This is a genomic window from Acinetobacter sp. BEC1-S18-ESBL-01, from assembly GCF_014169935.1.
Lineage (GTDB): Bacteria > Pseudomonadota > Gammaproteobacteria > Pseudomonadales > Moraxellaceae > Acinetobacter > Acinetobacter pittii.
Window position 1 is genome coordinate 18,592 of sequence record NZ_AP022303.1, and the last position, 20,086, is coordinate 38,677.

A 20,086-nucleotide genomic window follows, 5' to 3' on the forward strand; every position below is an offset into this window, starting at 1 on the left:
CTGCAGCAATAAATTATAAAGGCAGGATAGGTGGTTACTTAACCAGCATAAGTTATGTAACTTATGCTAATTCATATTAAAATCACATGAAAGCAATCTTAATTAAAAACTTAGTATGAAAGGGCGTGGTCTTTTGTTTAAAGTGACAATTAACTAAAGGGTTACTTCTTGTATTTAGGAGCATAACCAACTTCTAACAAATAAGAAAAATACTTTCTAACATTATCGCTATCAAGAAGATCACTTGATATCCTTTCCTGAAAGTCTTCTAGAGTCTCTCCACGATGTGCGAAATCATTACCAAATTTTGGATAGTTAGTAATATCACATAGCTTTTTAGCAAAGAATATACATTGCTTAGCTGTCAATTTATAAGTTGGCTCTAAAGGAGCACTTGTACTCGTTTTATTTTGTTCTTTTTCTTCAAACATGAAATGTAATTCTGAAATATTTCTTCCCTCCTTTTTTTGTATATAAGAAACAGTAATATCCGTAAATTTGTTAATTTGATTTAAAGCTACGGTAAGAACCCTTTTTTTAAAGTCTCCCATCTTTTTATATTCATCTTCTATCAATCCGAGTTTTGATCTAAGCTCATCTATAGAAATATATAACTTACCAGTTGATCTCCAACGTATGAGTAACTCATACAGGCGAATAGCATAAATGCTTGTAAGTGGTGAGATTTGTTTAAGTTCATATCTTGTGAACTTTTCTTCAAGTTTTACAAATAAGGGGATAATATCTGGTGCAAAAATTAGTTGGACGCATCCCTCTTCCTTAACATAACCAACTTTTGAAACCCACCTACTTTTGTATATTCCTATTTTTCCAGTTATAGGATCTACTGCTTTATAATTCAAATGCCGTTCAAAAAGATTATCACATGCAGATTGTAACGCTTCATAAGATGCTTGACGTCCTAAATTAAACTGTTTCATGTATTCAGAAGCATGAATCGTAAGTATAGTATCAGAAGTAAGTTCTTTCTCAATTTCTCGAGCAGCAATGATCGCAATTAATATTAGCCTTTGCTCAGATAGATTTAGTGAATACGATGCTTCAACCAAATTATTATCTTTATATACTATGTTACTCATAGGGAGATATATTAAGGAAAATGTTATAAATAGATATATTGACAATACTACTTAACGTCCACAAATGAAAGTATTTTTAATAAAAGAATTTGTCAACTTATGCACAGAATTTGTCAACTTAGAAACAGGAAAAAGTCAACTTATTGGTAGGAATATGTCAACTCAGAAACAGGAAAAAGTCAACTTATTGGTAGGAATTTGTCAACATATACTTCCTGTATCCCTTTGCTAGTCAAGCTTTGAGCAGAGATATAAATAATAAATTTAAATAAATATATATAAATTCAAAAAGACCATTCTTTTGTGGATAACTTTTTTTTAATTTTTTTTTCATGATAGTTGATTACTTCATAAATCACCGTTAAATTATACACAAACAAACTTACGTAACTTACATAAATTATGATTATCTTAGTTGGTGGTGAAAAAGGCGGTGCTGGTAAAAGCTGTTTAGCTCAAAATCTTGCAGTTTACTTACAACAAAGTCAAAGAGACGTCCTCTTATTAGATGCTGACCCTCAAGGAACAACAACAGATTGGGTCAAAGAAAGAGATGAAAACGATGAATTAAATAATATTCCATCAGTACAAGCATCAGGGAATATACGTTCAGTTTTAAAAGATTTAGATAAAAGATACCAAGATATTATCATTGATGCAGGTGGACAGGATTCTGAAGCATTACGTTCAGCAATGACTATAGCTACACATATGTTATTGCCGTTTAGACCCAAACGAAGAGATCTAAAAACTTTAGATCATATGGAACAAGTTTTAAAATTAGCAAAGACAGTAAATCCAAATCTGAAAGCTAGAGCAATTATTACTCAGTGTCCAACTCTTCCTTCTCAAGTTCAAAGAATTTTAGATGCAAAAGAGGCATGCAAATCATTTGGTATTGATGCATTGAATTCAATCACAACAAATCGAAATGTTTATGATGATGCAGATGAAAATGGGCTTTCGGTTTTTGAAGTAAATAGTGATCCTAAAGCGAAAGCTGAAATTGAAAGTATTGCAAGAGAGTTTTTAGGAGTATAACTATGGCTGGTTTAACTGGGCTAAACAAAAAACCTGAACCTACTGAACAAGATAAAATGTTAGATGCATTTATATCTGGTGCAGAAAAGAGGGTAAAGGCTTTAGAATCAAGTGAAAAAAAATTTATTCGTTACACTTTTTCTCTCAATGAAGATATTAGTAAACTAATTGATGAGCTGGTTGTAAAAGGGCAAAATGCAAGAATAAATCGTTCAAGTATTGTTCGAGCAGCTATAGAAAATTTATCGACATATAGTGCAGATGAATTAAAAGAAATATTAAATAAATAAATAAATTAAAAATATCCCACTTTTTTAAGGGGGATATTTTTTATCCAAGTTAAATTTACTGTAAGTCCCCGGTGAACCCTATAGATATTTTTAAATTCAGCTCAGGCTCTAGCAGTGTGGTGGTAATTTATCTATTTGAGTTATTTTATATGAAGGCGTCCTTTTCTGCACAGACACGGATCTAGGCTATTCAGCTTGGCTGACTGAATTGATGTCATGATGTTTGATGCACATTGTCAAATTCTTTATCAAGCGAAACTCTGAATCAATGCTTGTAATTGTTTCACTATGATGAGTTTGAGTCCAGTGAAATGTTGCTTGTTTCAACCGTAGAGCTTTGAATACCCAGTCCATCATGTATCAACACTTTCATACAATGACCACGCTTATTCCAAAACAAGATAACCTCAATGTTGCGATTTGACATGGTCAAAGGCTTTTAGGACATGAGAAAGAGCAGTATAAGTAACTGCTCGCATAGGCACTGTTGCAAATAGGCTGACATGATAAGCTAAATATCTTATTTATTTCGAGATACAGCAGATGAATCCCTTCCATGGTCGGCACTTTCAAGGTGAAATCATTCTTTGGGCTGTTCGTTGGTATTGTAAATATGGCATCAGCTATCGTGAACTTCAAGAAATGCTCGCTGAACGAGGTGTGAATGTTGACCACACCACAATTTATCGTTGGGTTCAGCGTTATGCTCCAGAAATGGAAAAACGCTTACGCTGGTATTGGCGTAATCCTACAGATTTACATTCATGGCATATGGATGAGACTTATATCAAAGTGAAGGGGCGATGGACTTACCTGTATCGTGCAGTTGATCAACGGGGTCATACGATTGACTTTTACCTTTCCGCTAGACGGAACAGTAAATCAGCCTATTGTTTTTTAGGAAAGATCTTCAATACGGTGAAAAAATGGCAAATTCCACGGGTCATCAATACAGATAAAGCAGCGACCTATGGCCATGCTTTATCACGGTTAAAGCGAGAAGGAAAATGTCCAGTAGATATTGAGCACAGGCAGATTAAGTATAAAAATAATGTCATTGAATGTGATCATGGTAAGTTAAAGCGGATCATCAGGGCCACATTAGGATTCAAATCTATGAAGACGGCTTATGCCACAATTAAAGGTATTGAAGTCATGCGTGCACTACGTAAAGGACAAGCATCGTCATTTTATTATGGTCAGCCTCAAGGTGAAGTGTGTCTAATCAACAGGGTTTTCGGTCTCTAAGCACTTTTAAAAAGGAACTTCATCGACTCAAATCTCTATTTGCAACAGTGCCCGCGTGAATTGAGCTAAGTTTTAGAATGAGAGCAATATGGGTTTTAGATTTCGTAAAAGTATTAAATTATTCCCGGGTTTTAAAATTAATCTGACCCATAAAGGCATCAGCAGTGCCAGCATTGGCAAACCTGGTGCTTCTCTAAATATTGGGAAAAAAGGTACGCGAACCAGTGTCGGCATTCCAGGTACGGGACTATCTTACTCTAAACACCAACCTTACTCTAAAAAGACCCGTGTTCCACAACCGACATCGCTAGAACACACGGAATATAATCCTCAGAATTTAGAACAACCGAAGACAAAGATCTGGCCTTGGATTATTTTTGGAATATTGTGTTTTATGGTGGGTGCCGTCATTTTTTAGCAAGAACCGCATTGTATTTTAATCAAAAAAAATGCCCAGATGGATGAATGGGCAAACTAAGGAATTAATATCCTTCAGAAACTCCAGCGCAATTCTCGCTACTTTCAGTAAGCGACTCTGGCTCAATCATGAGGGTCTGACTCAATCGAATCGAGGTAAATCGATCCATCACAATTGGAGCAGAAATTATGCTTGAATACATTCTTGGATGATGCTGAAAAGTCTTTGAGTTTTAATCAATAAATAAGAGTATTCATGTCTACCCTCAACTTTACTTATTTTCAGATAGCAACCAATCGAGAGCACTCATTTTTACAATACCATTATAATTTGCTTCAGCCCCTATCGTGTCTAAGGTAAGTAAATATTTGGGATACGAATCAGAAATTTTCTGTAATGGACGTAACTCTCGGCTGAGTGTCTCCTCATTGAGCGTTTCTAATGCCACCTGATAATAAGTTAAATTCTGTAAAGTATCGACAGCAACAAAATCAATTTCATATTCATCAACCCGCCCTACATAGACCGTATAACCTCGTCTGACAAGCTCAAGATAAATCACATTTTCTAAGATATGACCTTGATCAGCATTAGCATCAGGCAACATAATCCGGCGCAATCCGACATCAACTAAATAGTATTTTTCAGAGGATTGTAATAACTCACGCCCGCGTACTTTAAATTGTGCGGCACTATAAAATAACAAACTGTCCTGTAAGCCCTGAATATAGCGTTTTACTGTTTCAAATGAGATTTTAACCCCGCTTGAAACAAAGGTATTTTTAATTTTATTGATGGAAATGGGTGAGCCTGTCACGCTTGCCAAATATCTTGCGACACGCTCGAGAGAGTTAATATCAGCAGTATTCAAACGAGGAATAACATCTTTAAACATTACACTGGCATAGACCGCTTGCAAGTAATCATAGGTTTCCTGCTGACTAGTCATGGCAAGCGTATAGGGGAAACTACTGTGCGTGTACATGGCATACAAATCACGATTGGATAATTGTTGGATGATCGGATTATTTTCAATATGCCACTGTTTAAACTCTTGGAATGACAAGGGTAAAACATGTTGCTCGATATAGCGTCCTGTGAGTAACGTCGCAAGTTCTCCACTTAGAAAGAATGCATTTGAACCTGTAATATATAAATCGATATAATCCCGAACATATAAAGAGTCGACTACTTTCTCAAAATTTGTAACATGTTGTATTTCATCTAAAAAAACATAGTTTTTTTTACTTTTATCAACTTTGGACAATACATAATCATGTAGTTTACGGTAATCGGTGAGTTCTTCAAATTCCATAAATTCGAAGTTGATGGCAATGATGTTTTCGGCTTGTACACCCTGTGCTTTTAGGTCTTGTTGAAACATCGCCAATAAGGTGGATTTTCCAGAGCGACGCACACCTGAAAGTACTTTAATGACATCACGGTCTTGCCATGTATTCAGAAATTTTAAGTAGCCATCACGTCGAATATTAGCGCTTCTCATTATTTACACTTAGAATCTAAAGTTTTAATAAATTCTATCAAATTTTAGAATGTATATGTAAATATATTTAGTTTTAAGAAAAGTTTAAAGGTTAAGTGAAACATTCAAAGCTACTGTAGAAGCATGTAAACATGCAGATCTGATCAAAATCCAAATTCTGTCTTTTTGATTATTTTCCATGTCATGTTATTTCATTGATGCTACGAGTTAACTGCTATATAAATTAAGTGAAAAGTAAATGGAACTAAGATGTTAACTAGAGTGGAACTCATTTTTGTTGTGCTGATGGTCTCAGCCTTAATCCTAATTGCTTATGAAATGCTAAAAGGTTTATTTTAGAGCATCTATACAATTTTTGATCAAAAAAAAAGCCCACAGAGGGAATCTATGGGCGAAACTAAGGACCTTGACGGTCATTCAGAAACTACAGCTAGTTTCTGGTTGTGATTCTGGACTGAATTAAAAATAACCACATTGGCTGAATGTATCAAAAGTTAAATCATGTGATTAATCATTGATACATCTGCAAAAATGAGCTCATCGCTCTGTTGATTAATACAGTAATTCACCAAACAAATCCGCTCTAATCTCTTCCAGACTCAGATCTGATTTCATTCTATTACAGATGGGATGAACCAGCAGACCATTCTCTAGAACACCTTGCCCACCTACGGCTTTGGCAATCCGATGATCCGATTCAGTAGAATCAAGATAGATCAATCCATCACAAATGAGGCAAAAGTTATGATTACCCACCAGAAAATTGTGCTTAAGCAGACTCTTGGTTAATGCCGAAAAGGGGTCGTCTCAGGAAACGGAAAATATAGCACGCTAAGGATTTTCACTCCGACTTCTTTTAACGATATCCAACACGGTATTTTTGCTTAGATTGACCAGCCGACCGACTTGTCGATAAGAGTGTCCAGCAGACACCAACTCCAACACTTTAGGTGCCAGACGATCTGACTTGGTACGTTGACCAGGACGACGACCAAACACAACGCCCCGCGCTTGTGCCGCTGCTACACCAGAGCGCACACGTTCACGTAGTAAATCTCCCTCAAACTCTGCTAATGCAGACATCACAGAAGCCATGAGCTTTCCCTGAGATGTGGAAAGGTCAAACTGCAAACCTGTTTGTGCCACCAGAGATACCCCGAAATGCCCAAGATCTTGTAATGACTGTACGAGATCCACGGTGCTTCTGCCCCAGCGTGTCAATTCCGTCACCAAGATGGCATCGATTTCACGAGATTGCGCCATGGTCATCAAGTATTTTCTTTGCAATCTCTCATCCTTACTGCCTGATGCAGTTTCTTTCCAAACACCGACAACATCGTAGCCGCAACGATTGGCGTAGGCACGTAGGTCATATTCCTGTCGTTCGCAGGACTGATCGTTCGTTGATACTCGGCAATAAATGGCCGCATTCTGTCCCAATTGAACCTCCTTGCGAAATTGCAGCGCAAAGCTAAGCGTGGCGGTACAAAATAATGTACCTTTAATAGTTTAGTTTATTTGGGACTAATGAGCCATGCCGCGCCATTCTATTTTGTCGTCCACGGAATTGGGAAGCCTGTTCGAAATTCCAGATGATAGAGCTTTTATGCTTCAGCATTACACTCTGAGTGATTCTGATAAATCCATAGTCCATCAACATCGAGGGGCATCCAACAAGCTAGGCTTTGCAATTCAACTTTGCTACATGCGTTACCCTGGAGTGATATTGGGTATTAACGACGAACCATTCAAACCCTTACTTTTCATGATGGCTGCTCAACTTAGTATATCAGTGGACTGCTGGAATGATTATGGTCAGCGCGAGCAAACAAGACGAGAACATATTGCCGAATTGAAAAAAGTTTTTGGGTTCAAACTATTCACCTTGAGTGACTATCGGCAATCGGTCAATATGATGGTGGATTTGTCCCTTCAGACAGATAAAGGTCTTATTTTAGCCACAACTCTCGTTGAAAATTTACGACAAAAATCAGTCCTTTTGCCAGCTATAAATGCAATTGATAGTATTTGCGCAGAAGCAATCACATCTGCCAACCGCATAATTTATACTGCTTTGACGAGCTCACTTTCAGAAACTCATCGTCAAAATATAGATGCTTTGCTGAACCGTAAAGAGGGCAGCAAACTGACAATATTGGGGTGGCTTAGACAGTCACCAGCTAAACCAAACTCAAAGTACATGCTTGAGCACATTGAGCGGCTGAAGTGCTTACAAGCCATCGATCTACCTGAAGACATTGGAAAACACGTTCATCAAAATCGCTTACTGAAAATTGCTCGCGAAGGTGGGCAAATGACTCCTGCTGATTTGGCCAGATTTGAATCTCAACGTCGATATGCCACTTTGGTAGCAATCGTTGTGGAGAGTATGGCCACGATCACCGACGAAATTATTGACCTGCATGATCGCATTATTGGAAAGCTATTTGCTATCGCAAAAAATAAACACCAGCAACAATTTCAATCATCAGGTAAAGCGATCAACGACAAAGTGCGTTTGTATGGGCTTATCGGGAAAGCCTTGCTAGATGCCAAGCAAAATGGCAGTGATCCGTTTGCCGCCATCGAAACTGTTATTTCATGGGATGCTTTTGCAGCAAGTATTACTGAGGCAGAAAAACTGGCGCAACCCGAAGACTTTGATTTTTTACCACGAATTGGCGAGAGCTATGCAACTTTACGCCGTTACGCGCCAGAACTTCTTGCCATACTTAAATTGCGTGCTGCCCCAGCAGCAAAAGATATGCTTGCCGCTGTAGAGTTGCTCCGCAGCATGAATGTTGATAATACACGAAAAATCCCCTCTAATGCTCCAATAGCGTTTATCAAAAAACGGTGGGCAAGACTAGTCTTTACCGATGATGGTATTGATCGCCGCTATTACGAAATATGTGTGTTATCTGAACTTAAAAACTCGCTACGGGCTGGGGATCTCTGGGTACAAGGCTCTCGCCAATTCAAAGACTTCGATGAGTATTTAGTGACTGCTGATAAATTTAATCAGCTAAAACAGTCCAATGAGTTACCTCTAACCATTACTACTGATTGTGATCTATATTTGCAAAGTCGCCTTTCACTATTGGAGCAGAAATTAGCAATCATTAATCGCATGGCAGCGACCAACGATTTGCCTGATGCGATGATCAATCAATCTGGTCTAAAAATAACACCTCTCGATGCCGTGGCTCCTGATACAGCCCAAACTTTAATTGACCAAACAGCAATGCTGTTACCACATATCAAGATCACCGAATTATTAATGGAGGTCGATGAATGGACAGGCTTTACTCGACACTTCACTCATTTGAAAACGGATGACACTGCGAAGGATAAAGCGTTATTGCTCACGACCATACTGGCTGATGCAATTAATTTAGGGCTGACGAAAATGGCCGAATCATGTCCTGGTACAACTTATGCCAAACTCTCATGGCTACAGGCTTGGCATATCCGTGATGAAACTTATTCAACGGCATTGGCCGAATTGGTGAATGCTCAATTGAAACAACCTTTCGCTGAAAACTGGGGAGATGGCACTACCTCCTCATCAGATGGCCAACGCTTCCGCGCAGGTGGCAGAGCTGAAAGTACAGGACATATCAATCCAAAATATGGCGCAGAGCCTGGAAGGTTATTTTATACACACATTTCTGATCAATACGCACCATTTAGCAGTAAGCTGATCAATGTGGGCGTTCGTGATTCAACCTATGTTCTTGATGGGCTGCTGTATCACGAGTCTGATTTACGCATCGAGGAACACTACACCGATACGGCTGGATTCACCGACCATGTTTTTGCACTCATGCACATGCTAGGGTTTCGATTTGCACCACGAATTCGTGATCTGGGCGATACGAAACTCTATATTCCAAAGTCAGACATAGACTATGCCGCACTTAAACCCATGATTGGCGGCACACTGAATATCAAACAGATTCGTACTCATTGGGACGATATTTTGCGTCTGGCCGCATCAATCAAGCAAGGGACTGTCACAGCGTCGCTAATGCTACGTAAACTCGGTAGTTATCCACGACAGAATGGTTTGGCATTGGCATTACGAGAGCTGGGGCGTATTGAGCGCACACTGTTTATCTTGGATTGGTTGCAAAGCGTAGAACTACGCCGTCGGGTTCAAGCTGGATTAAATAAAGGTGAAGCCCGTAATGCATTAGCGCGCGCCGTTTTCTTTTATCGATTGGGTGAGATTCGAGATCGAAGCTTTGAGCAACAGCGTTATCGAGCCAGTGGCTTGAATCTAGTGACCGCCGCCATTGTATTGTGGAACACGGTTTATTTAGAGAGAGCGACTAACGCCCTACGAGGGCATGGTCGCACAGTCGATGATACCTTGCTGCAATATCTGTCACCGCTGGGGTGGGAGCACATCAATTTAACTGGGGATTATCTATGGCGAAGCAAAGCCAAGATAGGTGGTGGAAAATTTAGGCCATTGCGCGCAATTGAAAAACCTTAGCGTGCTATATTTTCCGTTTCCTGAGACGACCCCTACAAGGGCCGTAAGCCGTCACTGACTCCTGAACAAGTGGCTCTGCTGCATCAACGTCTTGAATCTGGCGACTACAAAACCAAGCGAGCATTGGCGAAGGAGTTTGGGATTTCTGCGCCAACGCTGTATCGGTATCAGTAGTAGTTCCAGCTATTTGATATTATTTGTCTATCTATTGAAAATTTTTCTGAGTAAAACAGGGTCGGCATCCTGAACTGAGCTTGCTCCAATTTTATTTGCTGCTAACCGTAAACAGGAATCGACCGATACAAACCAACTTGCCATCAAGTAGTAACTGAACCGATACTGTCGTAATGCGCCGACCCGCACGAACAATACTGGGGACTGCCTGTAACGTACCTATAAATGCTGGCCGCAGGTAATCAAAGGTCATCGTGGAGCATAAGGGCAGCTCATTATCACCACGCTGACGGGCAAGATAGGCGGCGGCGGCCACTTCACCAAAACTCGCGAGAATGCCGCCATGAAACGTGCCAATCATCGGGTTGCCGATATGCGAATCACGAAAGTCCATAAAGTACTGTATTTCTCCATGTTGCATTTCCTCACGAAAACCTAGAAAATCGACAAAAGGCTCGTCACACAATTTTAGTGGGGGTGTTTCCGCGCTCATCTGATTTACTATACTCATATCACTCGCCTCGCGCTTCATTGCTGTCAAAAGAGGGTCCCATCGTGCCGATTGCGAAAGAACCAGTGACAGTAGCCAGTAGCTCACCACTGTCTTCTGCAACCGCTCGGCCCGTGATAAAGGCCACCGTATCGGTTCTACCAATGCAATCCACTATCGCCTTTAAACCTACCGCAGAGGGAATACGTCGCAAAAAATCGACACGCAAATCAATAGTGGCAATCGGCTCTAACGACCGCAATGACGAAAAAATAGATAAGCCGCAAGTCGTATCCAGCAGCGTCACCAAAGCCCCTCGATGCAGTGAGCCTTTACGGTCAGAGAGTTGCTCAGAGAAGGGCATCGTCATCTCGGCATGACCATCGCTCACTGCACCAACACTAATATTGAACATATTGAATAAAGGGTGATTAGTACCAAAAAACGCCTTAGCCATGGTCAGGTGTGCCGTGTTATTACTGTCCATTTTTGAACTCCCGCCATTGCTGGCTGATTTTATTGCGAAAAAATTAGCGGCACGTCTCAAAGTGCAAGGGCGGCATCTGTATAATTACGTTCGGCCTGCATCACCGCCACAATGGCCTCTTCAATGGCGGCATATGGAAAGTTTGTGCTTTCCGAGGCAGACTTCAAACACATGGCTAATGCCGTCCATGCTTTTTCGCAAGCCCTCATTAACAGGGGCAGTCGATATTGCTGTACACTTGCGTCATAGTGAACCGCTTCATCAAGGAATTCAGCGTACATTTTGCGGAAGCCGCCGCCACCTGTGCCACGCTTTTCAATAATTTGGTAGGCAAATCGGGTCGTCCAGTGCCAATCGCCTGTGGCTCCCCAACGACTCAGTTCGGCCAGCCATGTTTCCAGTGCCGATATGCCACTCACAGCTAATGACTTGGCGTTGTCATGGATGACACCGGTAATCATCTCGGGGGTAATTTCGCCTTGAAACGCGGTGGGCGTGAACATATTGCCATAGTGAATAAATGGGGGCTGTGTAGAAAAACGTGCGCGGGTCAGTGCCTCTCGCGTCACCGACAAAACACTCGGACGCTCGGTATCGGTGACAAATACCGCACCTGTCTCTGGATTTCTCGACCAAGCGGCTATGGCGTGACCGGGAAAGTGCGTGCTGCTGTTGAAGTAAGGTAAATAAAAAATATCCGTCAGCAACAGGGTGGGGTGACCCGCATCCAAACATTTCTCCAGCGCGGTGGCTGCCGATTCGGGTGACTCGAAGGTTTGCCACTCAAAGGGTATACCGATACTTTCAAATACGCGCGCTTCAAACCCCAAAGACCGCACATGCACTAAAAATGGCACAGGGGCGTCAGCCATTTCCAAATAGGTCACGCCAAGCCCTGAGCCTAATCCAAAGCACATGGCCTCGGAAATATTCAGCCCATTAAACTCGAGCAAATCACGAATTGCGGAGCTGCCACAATGCCTCCCGATGGCGTGCGTGATACGGGATGGAGTCTTATAGTTGGTCACAGGTTTTTTGCCTCTTCGTGAAAATCTGGATTAAGGATGCCTCTTGTCATCATCTGCCATATCGCATCCGCGATCTGTTCAAGATTGTACTTACCATTTTCTTTATACCAAGTGGCAGCCCAGTTTATTGCTCCTAGCCCAATCAGTCTTAACAGATCTGCATCCACATCGTTTCGGATACAACCATAAGACTGCAGATCATCAAGAATTGTCTGCCAATATCGCTCGTATCTGTCTCTCTCAGCAATAATCTGCTCACGTGCGACTCCATGTACCGAGCGCCACTCAAACAACAACACATAAACCATATCGTCACCCGACATAAGGATATCGACATGTGTCTGCAGTGCCGATTGCATTTTTTTGAGTGGATCTTGAATCGCGGAAGTCGCCTCAACAATCCTGTAAATAGTTCTCTCAATAGCAAGCCGCATCATATCAACCAAAATATCGTCTTTACTACGATAGCGGTAATGCAGACTGCCTGGAAGAATACCACAAGCACTGGCAATTTCTCGCACACTGGTACGCTCAAAACCCTTTTCTCGAAACAGCTTGGCAGAAGCGGCTAATACTCTCTCGCGGTCAGCAACTTCGACTCGCGTAGATTCACTACTCAACATAGTTTGACTCATAACATTATATCAATAAGACAGGTTACTCGACTTGGTCAAGTCGAGTCGAGTCTTTCACGGTCTCTCCTGATCTATACAGCTTTTGCAATGGGGACATTAAAAACAATTCGTGACGCTTCCATAGGGTCTTGATGCTTATCATATTCAGCCAGCCAAGAATTAACCTTTTCTGGGATTTCGGTGTCGCTAGGATGGAAACCTGGCTTAAACCAGTCCAGATAGCGTGGAATAAGTCTGGTAATCAGGCCACGTGGTCCATAGAGGCGATAAAATCCCTTAGCAAGCACCAATGGCTGACCTTGTAGTTTGTCAATTTTCAACATATGCCAAAGAACTGAGCCAACCACCGCATGTACCAGTAGCGTTCCGATAATCAAAGCAGATGCGCGGGTGAAATACCCCCCACCTGCCGCTGTTTCGTAAACATCAAAGGCTACTGTTTTGTGTTCGACTTCTTCTACCCCATGCCACATGAACATGGCACGCATTGCGGGATGAGCATTCTTGAACATCTCACCCTCACCCTCCATAGCACCCTCGCCTAGTACAGCAGTAATATGTTCAAAGGCAGCTGTCATGGCCAACAGATACTTGGCGGGCAGGTGTTTTTGGGAGAGCCGAATAAATAATTTGAATCTTGCGATGACCTTTTCGACATGAATGCCTTGCGACTGCATCACCGCATTATACTGGTCATGCACAATGCCATGTTGCGCTTCTTGGCGAAAAAAGTTTTTGATATCTTCTCTCAGTTTAGGATCTGTGACCAGATCCTGATAGTTACGCACCGACTGAATAAAAAAACGCTCTCCATCGGGGAAGTGAATAGAAAGTGCATCAAAGAAGCGTGTTAACACCGGGTCACCGTCGTTCCAAAAAACTGGAACATCACTTAAATCAAACCGCGGCTTACGTGGCTGGATATTGATCATATGAGTCATGGCGAGAGTTTCCTTGTAAAGGCATCGAATGTCTGTAAACCTGCTATCACATTTGACCTTGAGCAATATTTTTCACCTTGGTCAGGCACAGCAAATATCACACAAGAATTCAACGGGTATTGGTCAAATGACCAAATGCATATTTTGAATATATATTGGTCGATTGACCAAATGTCAAGCCTGTCCTCAAAATTTGATAGAATGAGTTAACAACGCAGCAGGTGAGCCAGATCATCTTTGACATCGAATATAGCTACCAGACCTTTTGGCAGAGGTGTTTTTTTAATGTTAGTTTTTTTACATTAGAGTGTGTTGACGTTTGAAAATATTGATTGCAAATTGGAGGCAGACTCAGAGAATTAAAGCTCTCCCCATCCGAGTCCACCATGCCACGCTTTATGCTGAACGACCAACATTGAGCAAAGATTTCTCCTATGCTCAAGCAACAGGACATTGATCACAAACCAAATTTACGGCTCACCGTAGAAGCCATGCTCTACAGAATGTGGGTGAAATGTCCATGGCTAGACCTACCTCCTGACTGAGTTTGGTCAGCAGCCTAATCTCTACAAAAGATACAACGACTGGTCAGCAAAAGGTTTTTTCCAAAGCATACTCAGGGTTTTATCTACTGACTCTGATATAGAGTAGGGGTTATGGATAGCAATTACGTCAAGGCACATCAACATAATGCACGTGCTGCAACTCACGATCAGGAGGCGATTGGCTTAAGTCGAGGTAGCAAGACAAGTAAGATCCATCTTGCCGTAGATGGGTATGGATTACCCATCGTGTTTGCGATCACGGGTGGTGAATTACACAAAGCCAAAGCTGCACCTGACTTGCTCTCACAGGTATCTATCGATGCCATTCTGATTAACATCTGAATCAGCGTAATGCAAATCTAGCCTGATGTAGTTTTAAGCTACCCCATCAACGCCTGTACCGCAATCGACTCATCCGCCAACCGCAGTGGATCGACCGCCGTACCAGCCGTGATCAGCTTTTTGCTTAGCATAAACTCCTGCGGACGATTCACACAATCCGCCGCAATCAGGCGACCCGCCTGCAAATAAAACGCTGCAAAGCTACGCCTTTGCTGCACATCACCCCGAATCACGATCTGATCATACCCCTGACTGAGTCCCGCAATCTGCAACTTTAGATCATACTGATCTGACCAAAACCAAGGCAAACTCTTCGAGGTCCGCTGTAAGCCACACAAGGTCGCCGAGGCAATTTTGGCCTGTTCATTGGCGTTTGGTACCGACTCCAAGCGCATCCGCCGCTGATAAATCGGATTAAACGCATTGGCACAATCCCCGATGGCCACAATCTCTGGCGCACTGGTACGGCAATACTCATCAATCACAATACCATTGTCCACCTGCAAGCCCGCGTCCAGCGCCAACTCGATATTCGGTACAACCCCGACCCCGATGATCACCAGATCTGCATCGAACATCGAACCATCGGCACACAGCACCGCTTGCGCCCGCCCCTCACCCGTGATCGCCGTGACCGACACACCGGTATGAATCGTCACACCCTGTTCGCGATGAATCCGCGTATAAAAGTCCGACACTTCCGGTGCAGTTACCCGCTGCAAAATCCGCTCGGCGGCTTCCAAGACCACCACCTGCATGCCCTGCTCGGTCAATGCGGCGGCTGTTTCAAGACCGATATAGCCACCACCGATCACCACTGCTTTGCCGTTGGGTTGTACAAATGGCTGGATAGCCTGTACATCGCTGATATTTCTAAGATAATGCACACCTGCCAAATCAGACCCAGCCAGCGACACCGTCCTGACTCGTGCACCGGTACACAGCGCCAACTGGTCATACGCAAGCGTACTGCCATCTTGTAGTGTCACGCTGCGCGCTGCCCGATCAATCGCAACCACCCGCCCGTGCCGAAATTCGATCTGATTTTTTTGATAAAAAGCGGCTGGCCGAATCAATAACTCATCGACCAGTTGTGCACCGCATAAAAAGGTCTTGGACAACGGCGGTCGATGATACGGCAAATACGGCTCATCGCCGATCACCACAATCTCGCCCTGCCAGCCATCTGGCCGCAGACTTGCCGCCAACTGCGCCGCAGCATGACTTGCGCCAATGATGACGATTGTTTGCATATGAATTCACTCAGTTCATGGTTGATGCACAGCATCAATTGTTGCCGACGACAGTTGCAAAATGCCTCTGTCGCCTATTTTGATACCTACGCTTTGGCAGTCAGTTTGACCATCATCTTGGCATAGCCGCGCACAAAGTTAGACTGCACCAACTCTGGCTCACCCAATACCTCAATATTGTCGAAGCGAAGCAATAACTCCTCCCACAGAATCCGCAACTGCATCTCGGCCAAGCGATTGCCCATACAGCGATGCACACCAAAGCCAAATGACAAATGATTGCGTGCACCTTTACGATCAATCAAAAACGCATCTGGCTGTTCAATCACCCGCTCGTCACGATTGCCCGAGGCATACCACATTAAGATCTTGTCGCCCTTACGGATGGTTTGGCCGTGCATCTCGATGTCTTGCTTGGCGATGCGACGCATATACGCCAGTGGGGTCTGCCAGCGAATGATCTCGGACACCATATTTGGAATCAGGCTCGGTTGGTTTTTCAGTTTGACAAACTGCTCAGGAAACAGGTTCAGCGCATATACCCCGCCGGTCATGGAGTTCCGCGTGGTGTCATTCCCACCGACAATCAGCAAGGCCAAATTGCCCAAAAACTCCATCGGACGGTGAATCAAATCCTTGGTATCGTCATTGCTCAGCATTAAGCTAATCAAATCAAATCCCATCGGCTCACCTGCCGCTTGCTGAGCCGCCTTGGCATGCCACAGCGCGGCAAACTGCTTGGCCATATCAGCGGCGGCATTAAAAAGCACATCGTTGTCGCTAATCTCACCGCCCGTGGCTTCTGCGCTGCCCGCCAACGTATCAGACCAGTACACCAGCTTGTGCCGCTGTTCATACGGAAAATCTAACAAGGTCGCCAGCATGCGTGCGGTGATTTCTTTGGACACCCGCTCCACCCAATCAAACGGCGTATCGAGCGGCAAATCATCCAAAATCTCTTGTACCCGACTGCGGATCAGCCCTTCCATTTCTTTTAAATTTTTCGGTGCGACCACACCTTGTACCGCTTGACGCTGCACATCGTGCTTAGGCGGATCCATTGCAATAAACATTTCCACATCCAGTCCGGCGGGCGGCTTGCCAATCACAATCACCGGTTCCGCCGAAAACAGCTCGTGGGATTTGTCCACGAACACAATATCGTCATAACGGGTAATCGACCAAAATGCACCGAATGGACTGCTTTTTTGGTAATGAACAGGACGCTCGTCGCGTAGCCGCTTAAAGTATGACTGCCATTGATGCTGTCGATATAAAAACGGATTGCTCATATCGATGTCTTCGAGCTTGAGCGTGGCAACATCGGGGATTGGCTTTTCTACAAAATCAGGGAACGGTTGCGCCTGTGTCACCCGTTGCTTGACCTTTTGGAACACCTGCATGCCTTTCACTTGTAAATGCATGGGTATCGGCAGCAGGGCTGAAATTTGGTTTAGTGTGGCTTGCATGTTTTTCATGATTCATTCCTCAATGATGATGCTTAACAGCTGTTGAAATCTGCCGTCACTACATTTGAAACTCAGGCAAATGCACCACCATGCCATCCATTGCATCGGACAATTGAATCTGGCACGCCAAACGAGACGACGCCGTACCTTCTGGTACCATCTCTAGCATGCGCGCCTCTTCGTCATTGGGCTGTCCTGTCGCCGCCAGCCAAGCACCGTCAACGATCACATGACAGGTTCCACAAGCACATTCGCCACCGCAATCTCCATCAATGCCGGATACGCCGTGATCGATAGCCAGTTGCATCAGCGACTTGCCCGCTTCGATGTCAAGTACGGTGGCGGTACCGTCATACTCGATCAATGTAATTTGACCCATTATTACTACTCCTGTGTGGTATACGGCTGCTGGTGACGCCGATGAAAATAGCCATCCCTCTTTACTCATAATAGACATGTATCCATACTGCTTACAGGTCTCTTGTTGACAATATAGGGTCATTAAAAGACGATTATGGCGCTGTAGCCCCATCGTCGATTGCATTTTTCTAGTCGATGTTCTTTCATACTGGTCTGTTATTGAGGTGTTTGAGCCATGTTGCATCCAAGTCTGCTGACTGGTCTCGCCAGTACAAGTGAATCTGCTAATATCCCCTGTAGCTATACCCGTCTGATTGGCCGAGAGCTGGACTTGCAGGCGCGTGACCTACCTAAACTATTAAAATTCACCACGCTGACCGCTGAACAACTGATGCGTGACGACACGATGATCACGGCCAGCCAACAGATTCAAATCTTACAAAATAGCTTGGAGTTGTCCGCATCCGATCAGTTTGGCTTGCGTTTAGGGCAGCGGCTCACGCCGTCAACACATGGCTCGATGGGCTTTTTAATCAATAGCAGCCCGAACTTATTGGCCGTGTTACAAGCGTTTCAAACTTTTTTGCCGACCCGTATGAGTTTGATTAGGCTCGAAACACACACCAATGCTGAGTGGACGACCTGCTTGATTTTCTTTGAGCAGACCTTGAGTCATGCAGTACATCGGCTACTGTCCGAAACTGTTGCGGTGATTTTTTCGGAATGTGCCGAATTTATTGTTGGACGACCGCTGACCGAGGCGGTGATTCAGTTTAGCCATCCCGCCCCCGATCATCATGCCTGTTACGCGGATTATCTTGCCGGTACCTATCAGTTTGATCAGCCACAACTGTCGATCCGAGTGCCGACCGAGTTGTGCTTGATTGCCAATGCATCCGCGCAGCACGATAGCTATCTGCTGGCGATGCAACAATGCGAAATGATCCTCAACCGGCTCAAGACCCAACAACACAGCACCACCTACCAAGTGCAAAAAGCCATGCTGTCCTATCCGCTCGGGCAACTGAGTGAAGAGGATCTGGCTGCAGCCTTGTTTATGAATAAGCGTACGCTGGCCAGACGTCTGGTCAAAGAGAACACGAGTTACCGGCTGATTCGAGATCGGATTTTATCTGAGAAAGCCAGTAGTTATTTACATGACCCTCAAATATCGGTCGAGGCAATTGCCAGCTTACTGAATTACCACGACTCTGCTAATTTTCGGCGCGCGTTTAAACGCTGGTTTGGTGTATCACCAAGTGCTTATCGGCGAAAAATCACCCATCGGCAAGAAGAAAATGACCTGAGAGAATGAGGTTGTTCGTATGATTGTTAATACGTTGAAACATCAATACGCCCTAGAAAAATACCTTAAAACGCTATGTCAGAGATGGCAATCATATGGCAGCCCTCCACTTCCAATCCGATAACCTCAACTCAACCCAACGCTTGCAACCCGCTGTGAACTCTGTAGAGGTTTTAATTCCCATTGCAGCCCATCCACCGTCAATGTCTTCAGTTAGGGGTCGTCTCAGGAAACGGAAAATATAGCACGCTAAGGATTTTCACTCCGACTTCTTTTAACGATATCCAACACGGTATTTTTGCTTAGATTGACCAGCCGACCGACTTGTCGATAAGAGTGTCCAGCAGACACCAACTCCAACACTTTAGGTGCCAGACGATCTGACTTGGTACGTTGACCAGGACGACGACCAAACACAACGCCCCGCGCTTGTGCCGCTGCTACACCAGAGCGCACACGTTCACGTAGTAAATCTCCCTCAAACTCTGCTAATGCAGACATCACAGAAGCCATGAGCTTTCCCTGAGATGTGGAAAGGTCAAACTGCAAACCTGTTTGTGCCACCAGAGATACCCCGAAATGCCCAAGATTGTTGACGCTCACTTAATATTGACCAGCGATGCTCGTTGAATATTGACCAGGCATTTAAGCAATGTAGCGTACTACACTGCTGTGGATAAATCGATCAATTGCTGTTGCTTTTTCTTCACTGATCGACGGTTAAAATAACTCTCCTTTCTCTGCTTCTCGTTTCTTTATACGCTGCTTGGCTTCCTCCGTGCTTTGCTTAAAACGATAGGATTCATTACCCGTTTCGATGATATGGCAATGATGAGTCAGTCGATCCAGCAGTGCAGTCGTCAACTTAGCATCACCAAATACATTGCTCCATTCCGAGAAGCTCAAGTTCGTCGTAATGATAGGGGTCGTCTCAGGAAACGGAAAATATAGCAC

The 20,086-nt window shown here is 43.7% G+C and carries 18 protein-coding genes and 4 pseudogenes; 8 read left to right on the forward strand and 14 right to left on the reverse strand.

Going from position 1 to position 20,086, the window contains the following annotated elements; translation table 11 throughout:
* Nucleotides 1-161 precede the first annotated feature (161 nt).
* A complete protein-coding gene (gene repM, locus H7R46_RS18775) occupies nt 162-1,100 on the reverse strand; it encodes a replication initiation protein RepM (RefSeq protein ID WP_002046604.1) in 939 nt (312 codons plus the stop codon).
* A gap of 402 nt (nt 1,101-1,502) precedes the next feature.
* Between repM and H7R46_RS18780 the strand changes: the two genes are divergently transcribed.
* The 4 genes from H7R46_RS18780 to H7R46_RS18795 all read left to right on the forward strand — a co-directional run bounded on the left by H7R46_RS18780 (nt 1,503) and on the right by H7R46_RS18795 (nt 4,097).
* The gene (locus H7R46_RS18780; RefSeq protein WP_000585007.1) at nt 1,503-2,141 is read left to right on the forward strand and encodes an AAA family ATPase; all 639 of its coding nucleotides are present in this window, start codon (nt 1,503-1,505) and stop codon (nt 2,139-2,141) included.
* A 2-nt stretch (nt 2,142-2,143) separates the two neighbouring features.
* The gene (locus H7R46_RS18785) at nt 2,144-2,431 is read left to right on the forward strand and encodes a hypothetical protein (protein WP_000908082.1); all 288 of its coding nucleotides are present in this window, start codon (nt 2,144-2,146) and stop codon (nt 2,429-2,431) included.
* Nucleotides 2,432-2,974: 543 nt separating this feature from the next.
* Nucleotides 2,975-3,679, forward strand: a complete 705-nt coding sequence (locus H7R46_RS18790) for an IS6-like element IS1008 family transposase (protein WP_001067790.1) — start codon at nt 2,975-2,977, stop codon at nt 3,677-3,679.
* 88 nt (nt 3,680-3,767) lie between these two features.
* Nucleotides 3,768-4,097 (forward strand): DUF4236 domain-containing protein, encoded by a 330-nt coding sequence (locus H7R46_RS18795; protein ID WP_000506885.1) that lies wholly within the window; start codon nt 3,768-3,770, stop codon nt 4,095-4,097.
* A gap of 271 nt (nt 4,098-4,368) precedes the next feature.
* Here the strand turns inward: H7R46_RS18795 and H7R46_RS18800 are convergent, their stop codons facing one another.
* From H7R46_RS18800 to H7R46_RS18810, 3 genes and pseudogenes are all read right to left on the reverse strand, one after another.
* Nucleotides 4,369-5,601, reverse strand: coding sequence for an ATP-binding protein (locus H7R46_RS18800; protein ID WP_009513514.1), 1,233 nt, complete (start codon nt 5,599-5,601; stop codon nt 4,369-4,371).
* 552 nt (nt 5,602-6,153) lie between these two features.
* Nucleotides 6,154-6,399: pseudogene (locus H7R46_RS18805) on the reverse strand (HNH endonuclease signature motif containing protein); the annotation flags it as partial.
* Nucleotides 6,400-6,432: 33 nt separating this feature from the next.
* Complete coding sequence (locus tag H7R46_RS18810) at nt 6,433-7,041, reverse strand: recombinase family protein (protein WP_004726718.1); 609 nt, start codon at nt 7,039-7,041, stop codon at nt 6,433-6,435.
* 94 nt (nt 7,042-7,135) lie between these two features.
* Here H7R46_RS18810 and H7R46_RS18815 point away from each other — a divergent pair, with 94 nt between their 5' ends.
* Nucleotides 7,136-10,102 (forward strand): Tn3-like element ISAcsp1 family transposase, encoded by a 2,967-nt coding sequence (locus H7R46_RS18815; protein ID WP_004726714.1) that lies wholly within the window; start codon nt 7,136-7,138, stop codon nt 10,100-10,102.
* 51 nt (nt 10,103-10,153) lie between these two features.
* Nucleotides 10,154-10,276, forward strand: a pseudogene (locus H7R46_RS18820) (helix-turn-helix domain-containing protein); the annotation flags it as partial.
* 91 nt (nt 10,277-10,367) lie between these two features.
* On the opposite strand, the gene H7R46_RS18825 reads toward H7R46_RS18820, so the two are convergent.
* From H7R46_RS18825 to H7R46_RS18845, 5 genes are all read right to left on the reverse strand, one after another.
* Nucleotides 10,368-10,787, reverse strand: a complete 420-nt coding sequence (locus H7R46_RS18825; RefSeq protein WP_000029507.1) for a PaaI family thioesterase — start codon at nt 10,785-10,787, stop codon at nt 10,368-10,370.
* A gap of 1 nt (nt 10,788) precedes the next feature.
* Nucleotides 10,789-11,253, reverse strand: a complete 465-nt coding sequence (locus H7R46_RS18830) for a PaaI family thioesterase (RefSeq protein ID WP_000378064.1) — start codon at nt 11,251-11,253, stop codon at nt 10,789-10,791.
* Between the two features lie 56 nt (nt 11,254-11,309).
* Nucleotides 11,310-12,281 (reverse strand): BtrH N-terminal domain-containing protein, encoded by a 972-nt coding sequence (locus tag H7R46_RS18835; RefSeq protein WP_000186299.1) that lies wholly within the window; start codon nt 12,279-12,281, stop codon nt 11,310-11,312.
* Nucleotides 12,278-12,904 carry a TetR/AcrR family transcriptional regulator gene (locus H7R46_RS18840; protein ID WP_000952904.1) on the reverse strand — a complete coding sequence of 209 codons (627 nt, stop codon included), beginning with the start codon at nt 12,902-12,904 and terminating at the stop codon, nt 12,278-12,280. Before H7R46_RS18840 ends, H7R46_RS18835 begins: the two co-directional genes overlap by 4 nt.
* An 83-nt stretch (nt 12,905-12,987) precedes the next feature.
* On the reverse strand, nt 12,988-13,857 hold the full coding sequence (locus tag H7R46_RS18845) for a metal-dependent hydrolase (protein ID WP_000149466.1): 870 nt from the start codon (nt 13,855-13,857) through the stop codon (nt 12,988-12,990).
* Between the two features lie 656 nt (nt 13,858-14,513).
* Between H7R46_RS18845 and H7R46_RS18850 the strand changes: the two genes are divergently transcribed.
* Nucleotides 14,514-14,744, forward strand: a complete 231-nt coding sequence (locus H7R46_RS18850) for an IS5 family transposase (protein WP_004656998.1) — start codon at nt 14,514-14,516, stop codon at nt 14,742-14,744.
* A 38-nt stretch (nt 14,745-14,782) separates the two neighbouring features.
* Here the strand turns inward: H7R46_RS18850 and H7R46_RS18855 are convergent, their stop codons facing one another.
* The 3 genes from H7R46_RS18855 to H7R46_RS18865 all read right to left on the reverse strand — a co-directional run bounded on the left by H7R46_RS18855 (nt 14,783) and on the right by H7R46_RS18865 (nt 17,845).
* Nucleotides 14,783-15,997, reverse strand: a complete 1,215-nt coding sequence (locus H7R46_RS18855) for an NAD(P)/FAD-dependent oxidoreductase (RefSeq protein WP_001193555.1) — start codon at nt 15,995-15,997, stop codon at nt 14,783-14,785.
* Between the two features lie 86 nt (nt 15,998-16,083).
* Nucleotides 16,084-17,475: a cytochrome P450 gene (locus tag H7R46_RS18860; protein ID WP_004658516.1), complete on the reverse strand. Its 1,392-nt coding sequence runs from the start codon at nt 17,473-17,475 to the stop codon at nt 16,084-16,086.
* Nucleotides 17,476-17,524: 49 nt separating this feature from the next.
* On the reverse strand, nt 17,525-17,845 hold the full coding sequence (locus H7R46_RS18865; RefSeq protein WP_004658513.1) for a 2Fe-2S iron-sulfur cluster-binding protein: 321 nt from the start codon (nt 17,843-17,845) through the stop codon (nt 17,525-17,527).
* Between the two features lie 216 nt (nt 17,846-18,061).
* On the opposite strand from H7R46_RS18865, the gene H7R46_RS18870 reads away from it, so the two are divergent.
* Entirely contained in the window at nt 18,062-19,141 is a 1,080-nt protein-coding gene (locus tag H7R46_RS18870) for an AraC family transcriptional regulator (protein ID WP_004658508.1), read from the forward strand.
* Nucleotides 19,142-19,381: 240 nt separating this feature from the next.
* On the opposite strand, the pseudogene H7R46_RS18875 reads toward H7R46_RS18870, so the two are convergent.
* A pseudogene (locus H7R46_RS18875) lies at nt 19,382-19,732 on the reverse strand (recombinase family protein); the annotation flags it as partial.
* Nucleotides 19,733-19,852: 120 nt separating this feature from the next.
* A pseudogene (locus H7R46_RS18880) lies at nt 19,853-20,071 on the reverse strand (ATP-binding protein); the annotation flags it as partial.
* Between the last annotated feature and the right edge of the window lie 15 nt (nt 20,072-20,086).

Excerpts from the sequence above, each read along its gene's own strand:
- H7R46_RS18845 (WP_000149466.1), bottom strand. The coding sequence starts at position 13,857 with ATGACTCATATGATCAATATCCAGCCACGTAAGCCGCGGTTTGATTTA.
- H7R46_RS18800 (WP_009513514.1), bottom strand. The coding sequence starts at position 5,601 with ATGAGAAGCGCTAATATTCGACGTGATGGCTACTTAAAATTTCTGAAT.
- H7R46_RS18790 (WP_001067790.1), top strand. The coding sequence starts at position 2,975 with ATGAATCCCTTCCATGGTCGGCACTTTCAAGGTGAAATCATTCTTTGG.
- H7R46_RS18830 (WP_000378064.1), bottom strand. The coding sequence starts at position 11,253 with ATGGACAGTAATAACACGGCACACCTGACCATGGCTAAGGCGTTTTTT.
- H7R46_RS18840 (WP_000952904.1), bottom strand. The coding sequence starts at position 12,904 with ATGTTGAGTAGTGAATCTACGCGAGTCGAAGTTGCTGACCGCGAGAGA.
- H7R46_RS18855 (WP_001193555.1), bottom strand. The coding sequence starts at position 15,997 with ATGCAAACAATCGTCATCATTGGCGCAAGTCATGCTGCGGCGCAGTTG.
- H7R46_RS18795 (WP_000506885.1), top strand. The coding sequence starts at position 3,768 with ATGGGTTTTAGATTTCGTAAAAGTATTAAATTATTCCCGGGTTTTAAA.
- H7R46_RS18850 (WP_004656998.1), top strand. The coding sequence starts at position 14,514 with ATGGATAGCAATTACGTCAAGGCACATCAACATAATGCACGTGCTGCA.
- H7R46_RS18785 (WP_000908082.1), top strand. The coding sequence starts at position 2,144 with ATGGCTGGTTTAACTGGGCTAAACAAAAAACCTGAACCTACTGAACAA.
- H7R46_RS18815 (WP_004726714.1), top strand. The coding sequence starts at position 7,136 with ATGCCGCGCCATTCTATTTTGTCGTCCACGGAATTGGGAAGCCTGTTC.
- H7R46_RS18865 (WP_004658513.1), bottom strand. The coding sequence starts at position 17,845 with ATGGGTCAAATTACATTGATCGAGTATGACGGTACCGCCACCGTACTT.
- H7R46_RS18870 (WP_004658508.1), top strand. The coding sequence starts at position 18,062 with ATGTTGCATCCAAGTCTGCTGACTGGTCTCGCCAGTACAAGTGAATCT.
- H7R46_RS18860 (WP_004658516.1), bottom strand. The coding sequence starts at position 17,475 with ATGAAAAACATGCAAGCCACACTAAACCAAATTTCAGCCCTGCTGCCG.
- repM (WP_002046604.1), bottom strand. The coding sequence starts at position 1,100 with ATGAGTAACATAGTATATAAAGATAATAATTTGGTTGAAGCATCGTAT.
- H7R46_RS18825 (WP_000029507.1), bottom strand. The coding sequence starts at position 10,787 with ATGAGTATAGTAAATCAGATGAGCGCGGAAACACCCCCACTAAAATTG.
- H7R46_RS18780 (WP_000585007.1), top strand. The coding sequence starts at position 1,503 with ATGATTATCTTAGTTGGTGGTGAAAAAGGCGGTGCTGGTAAAAGCTGT.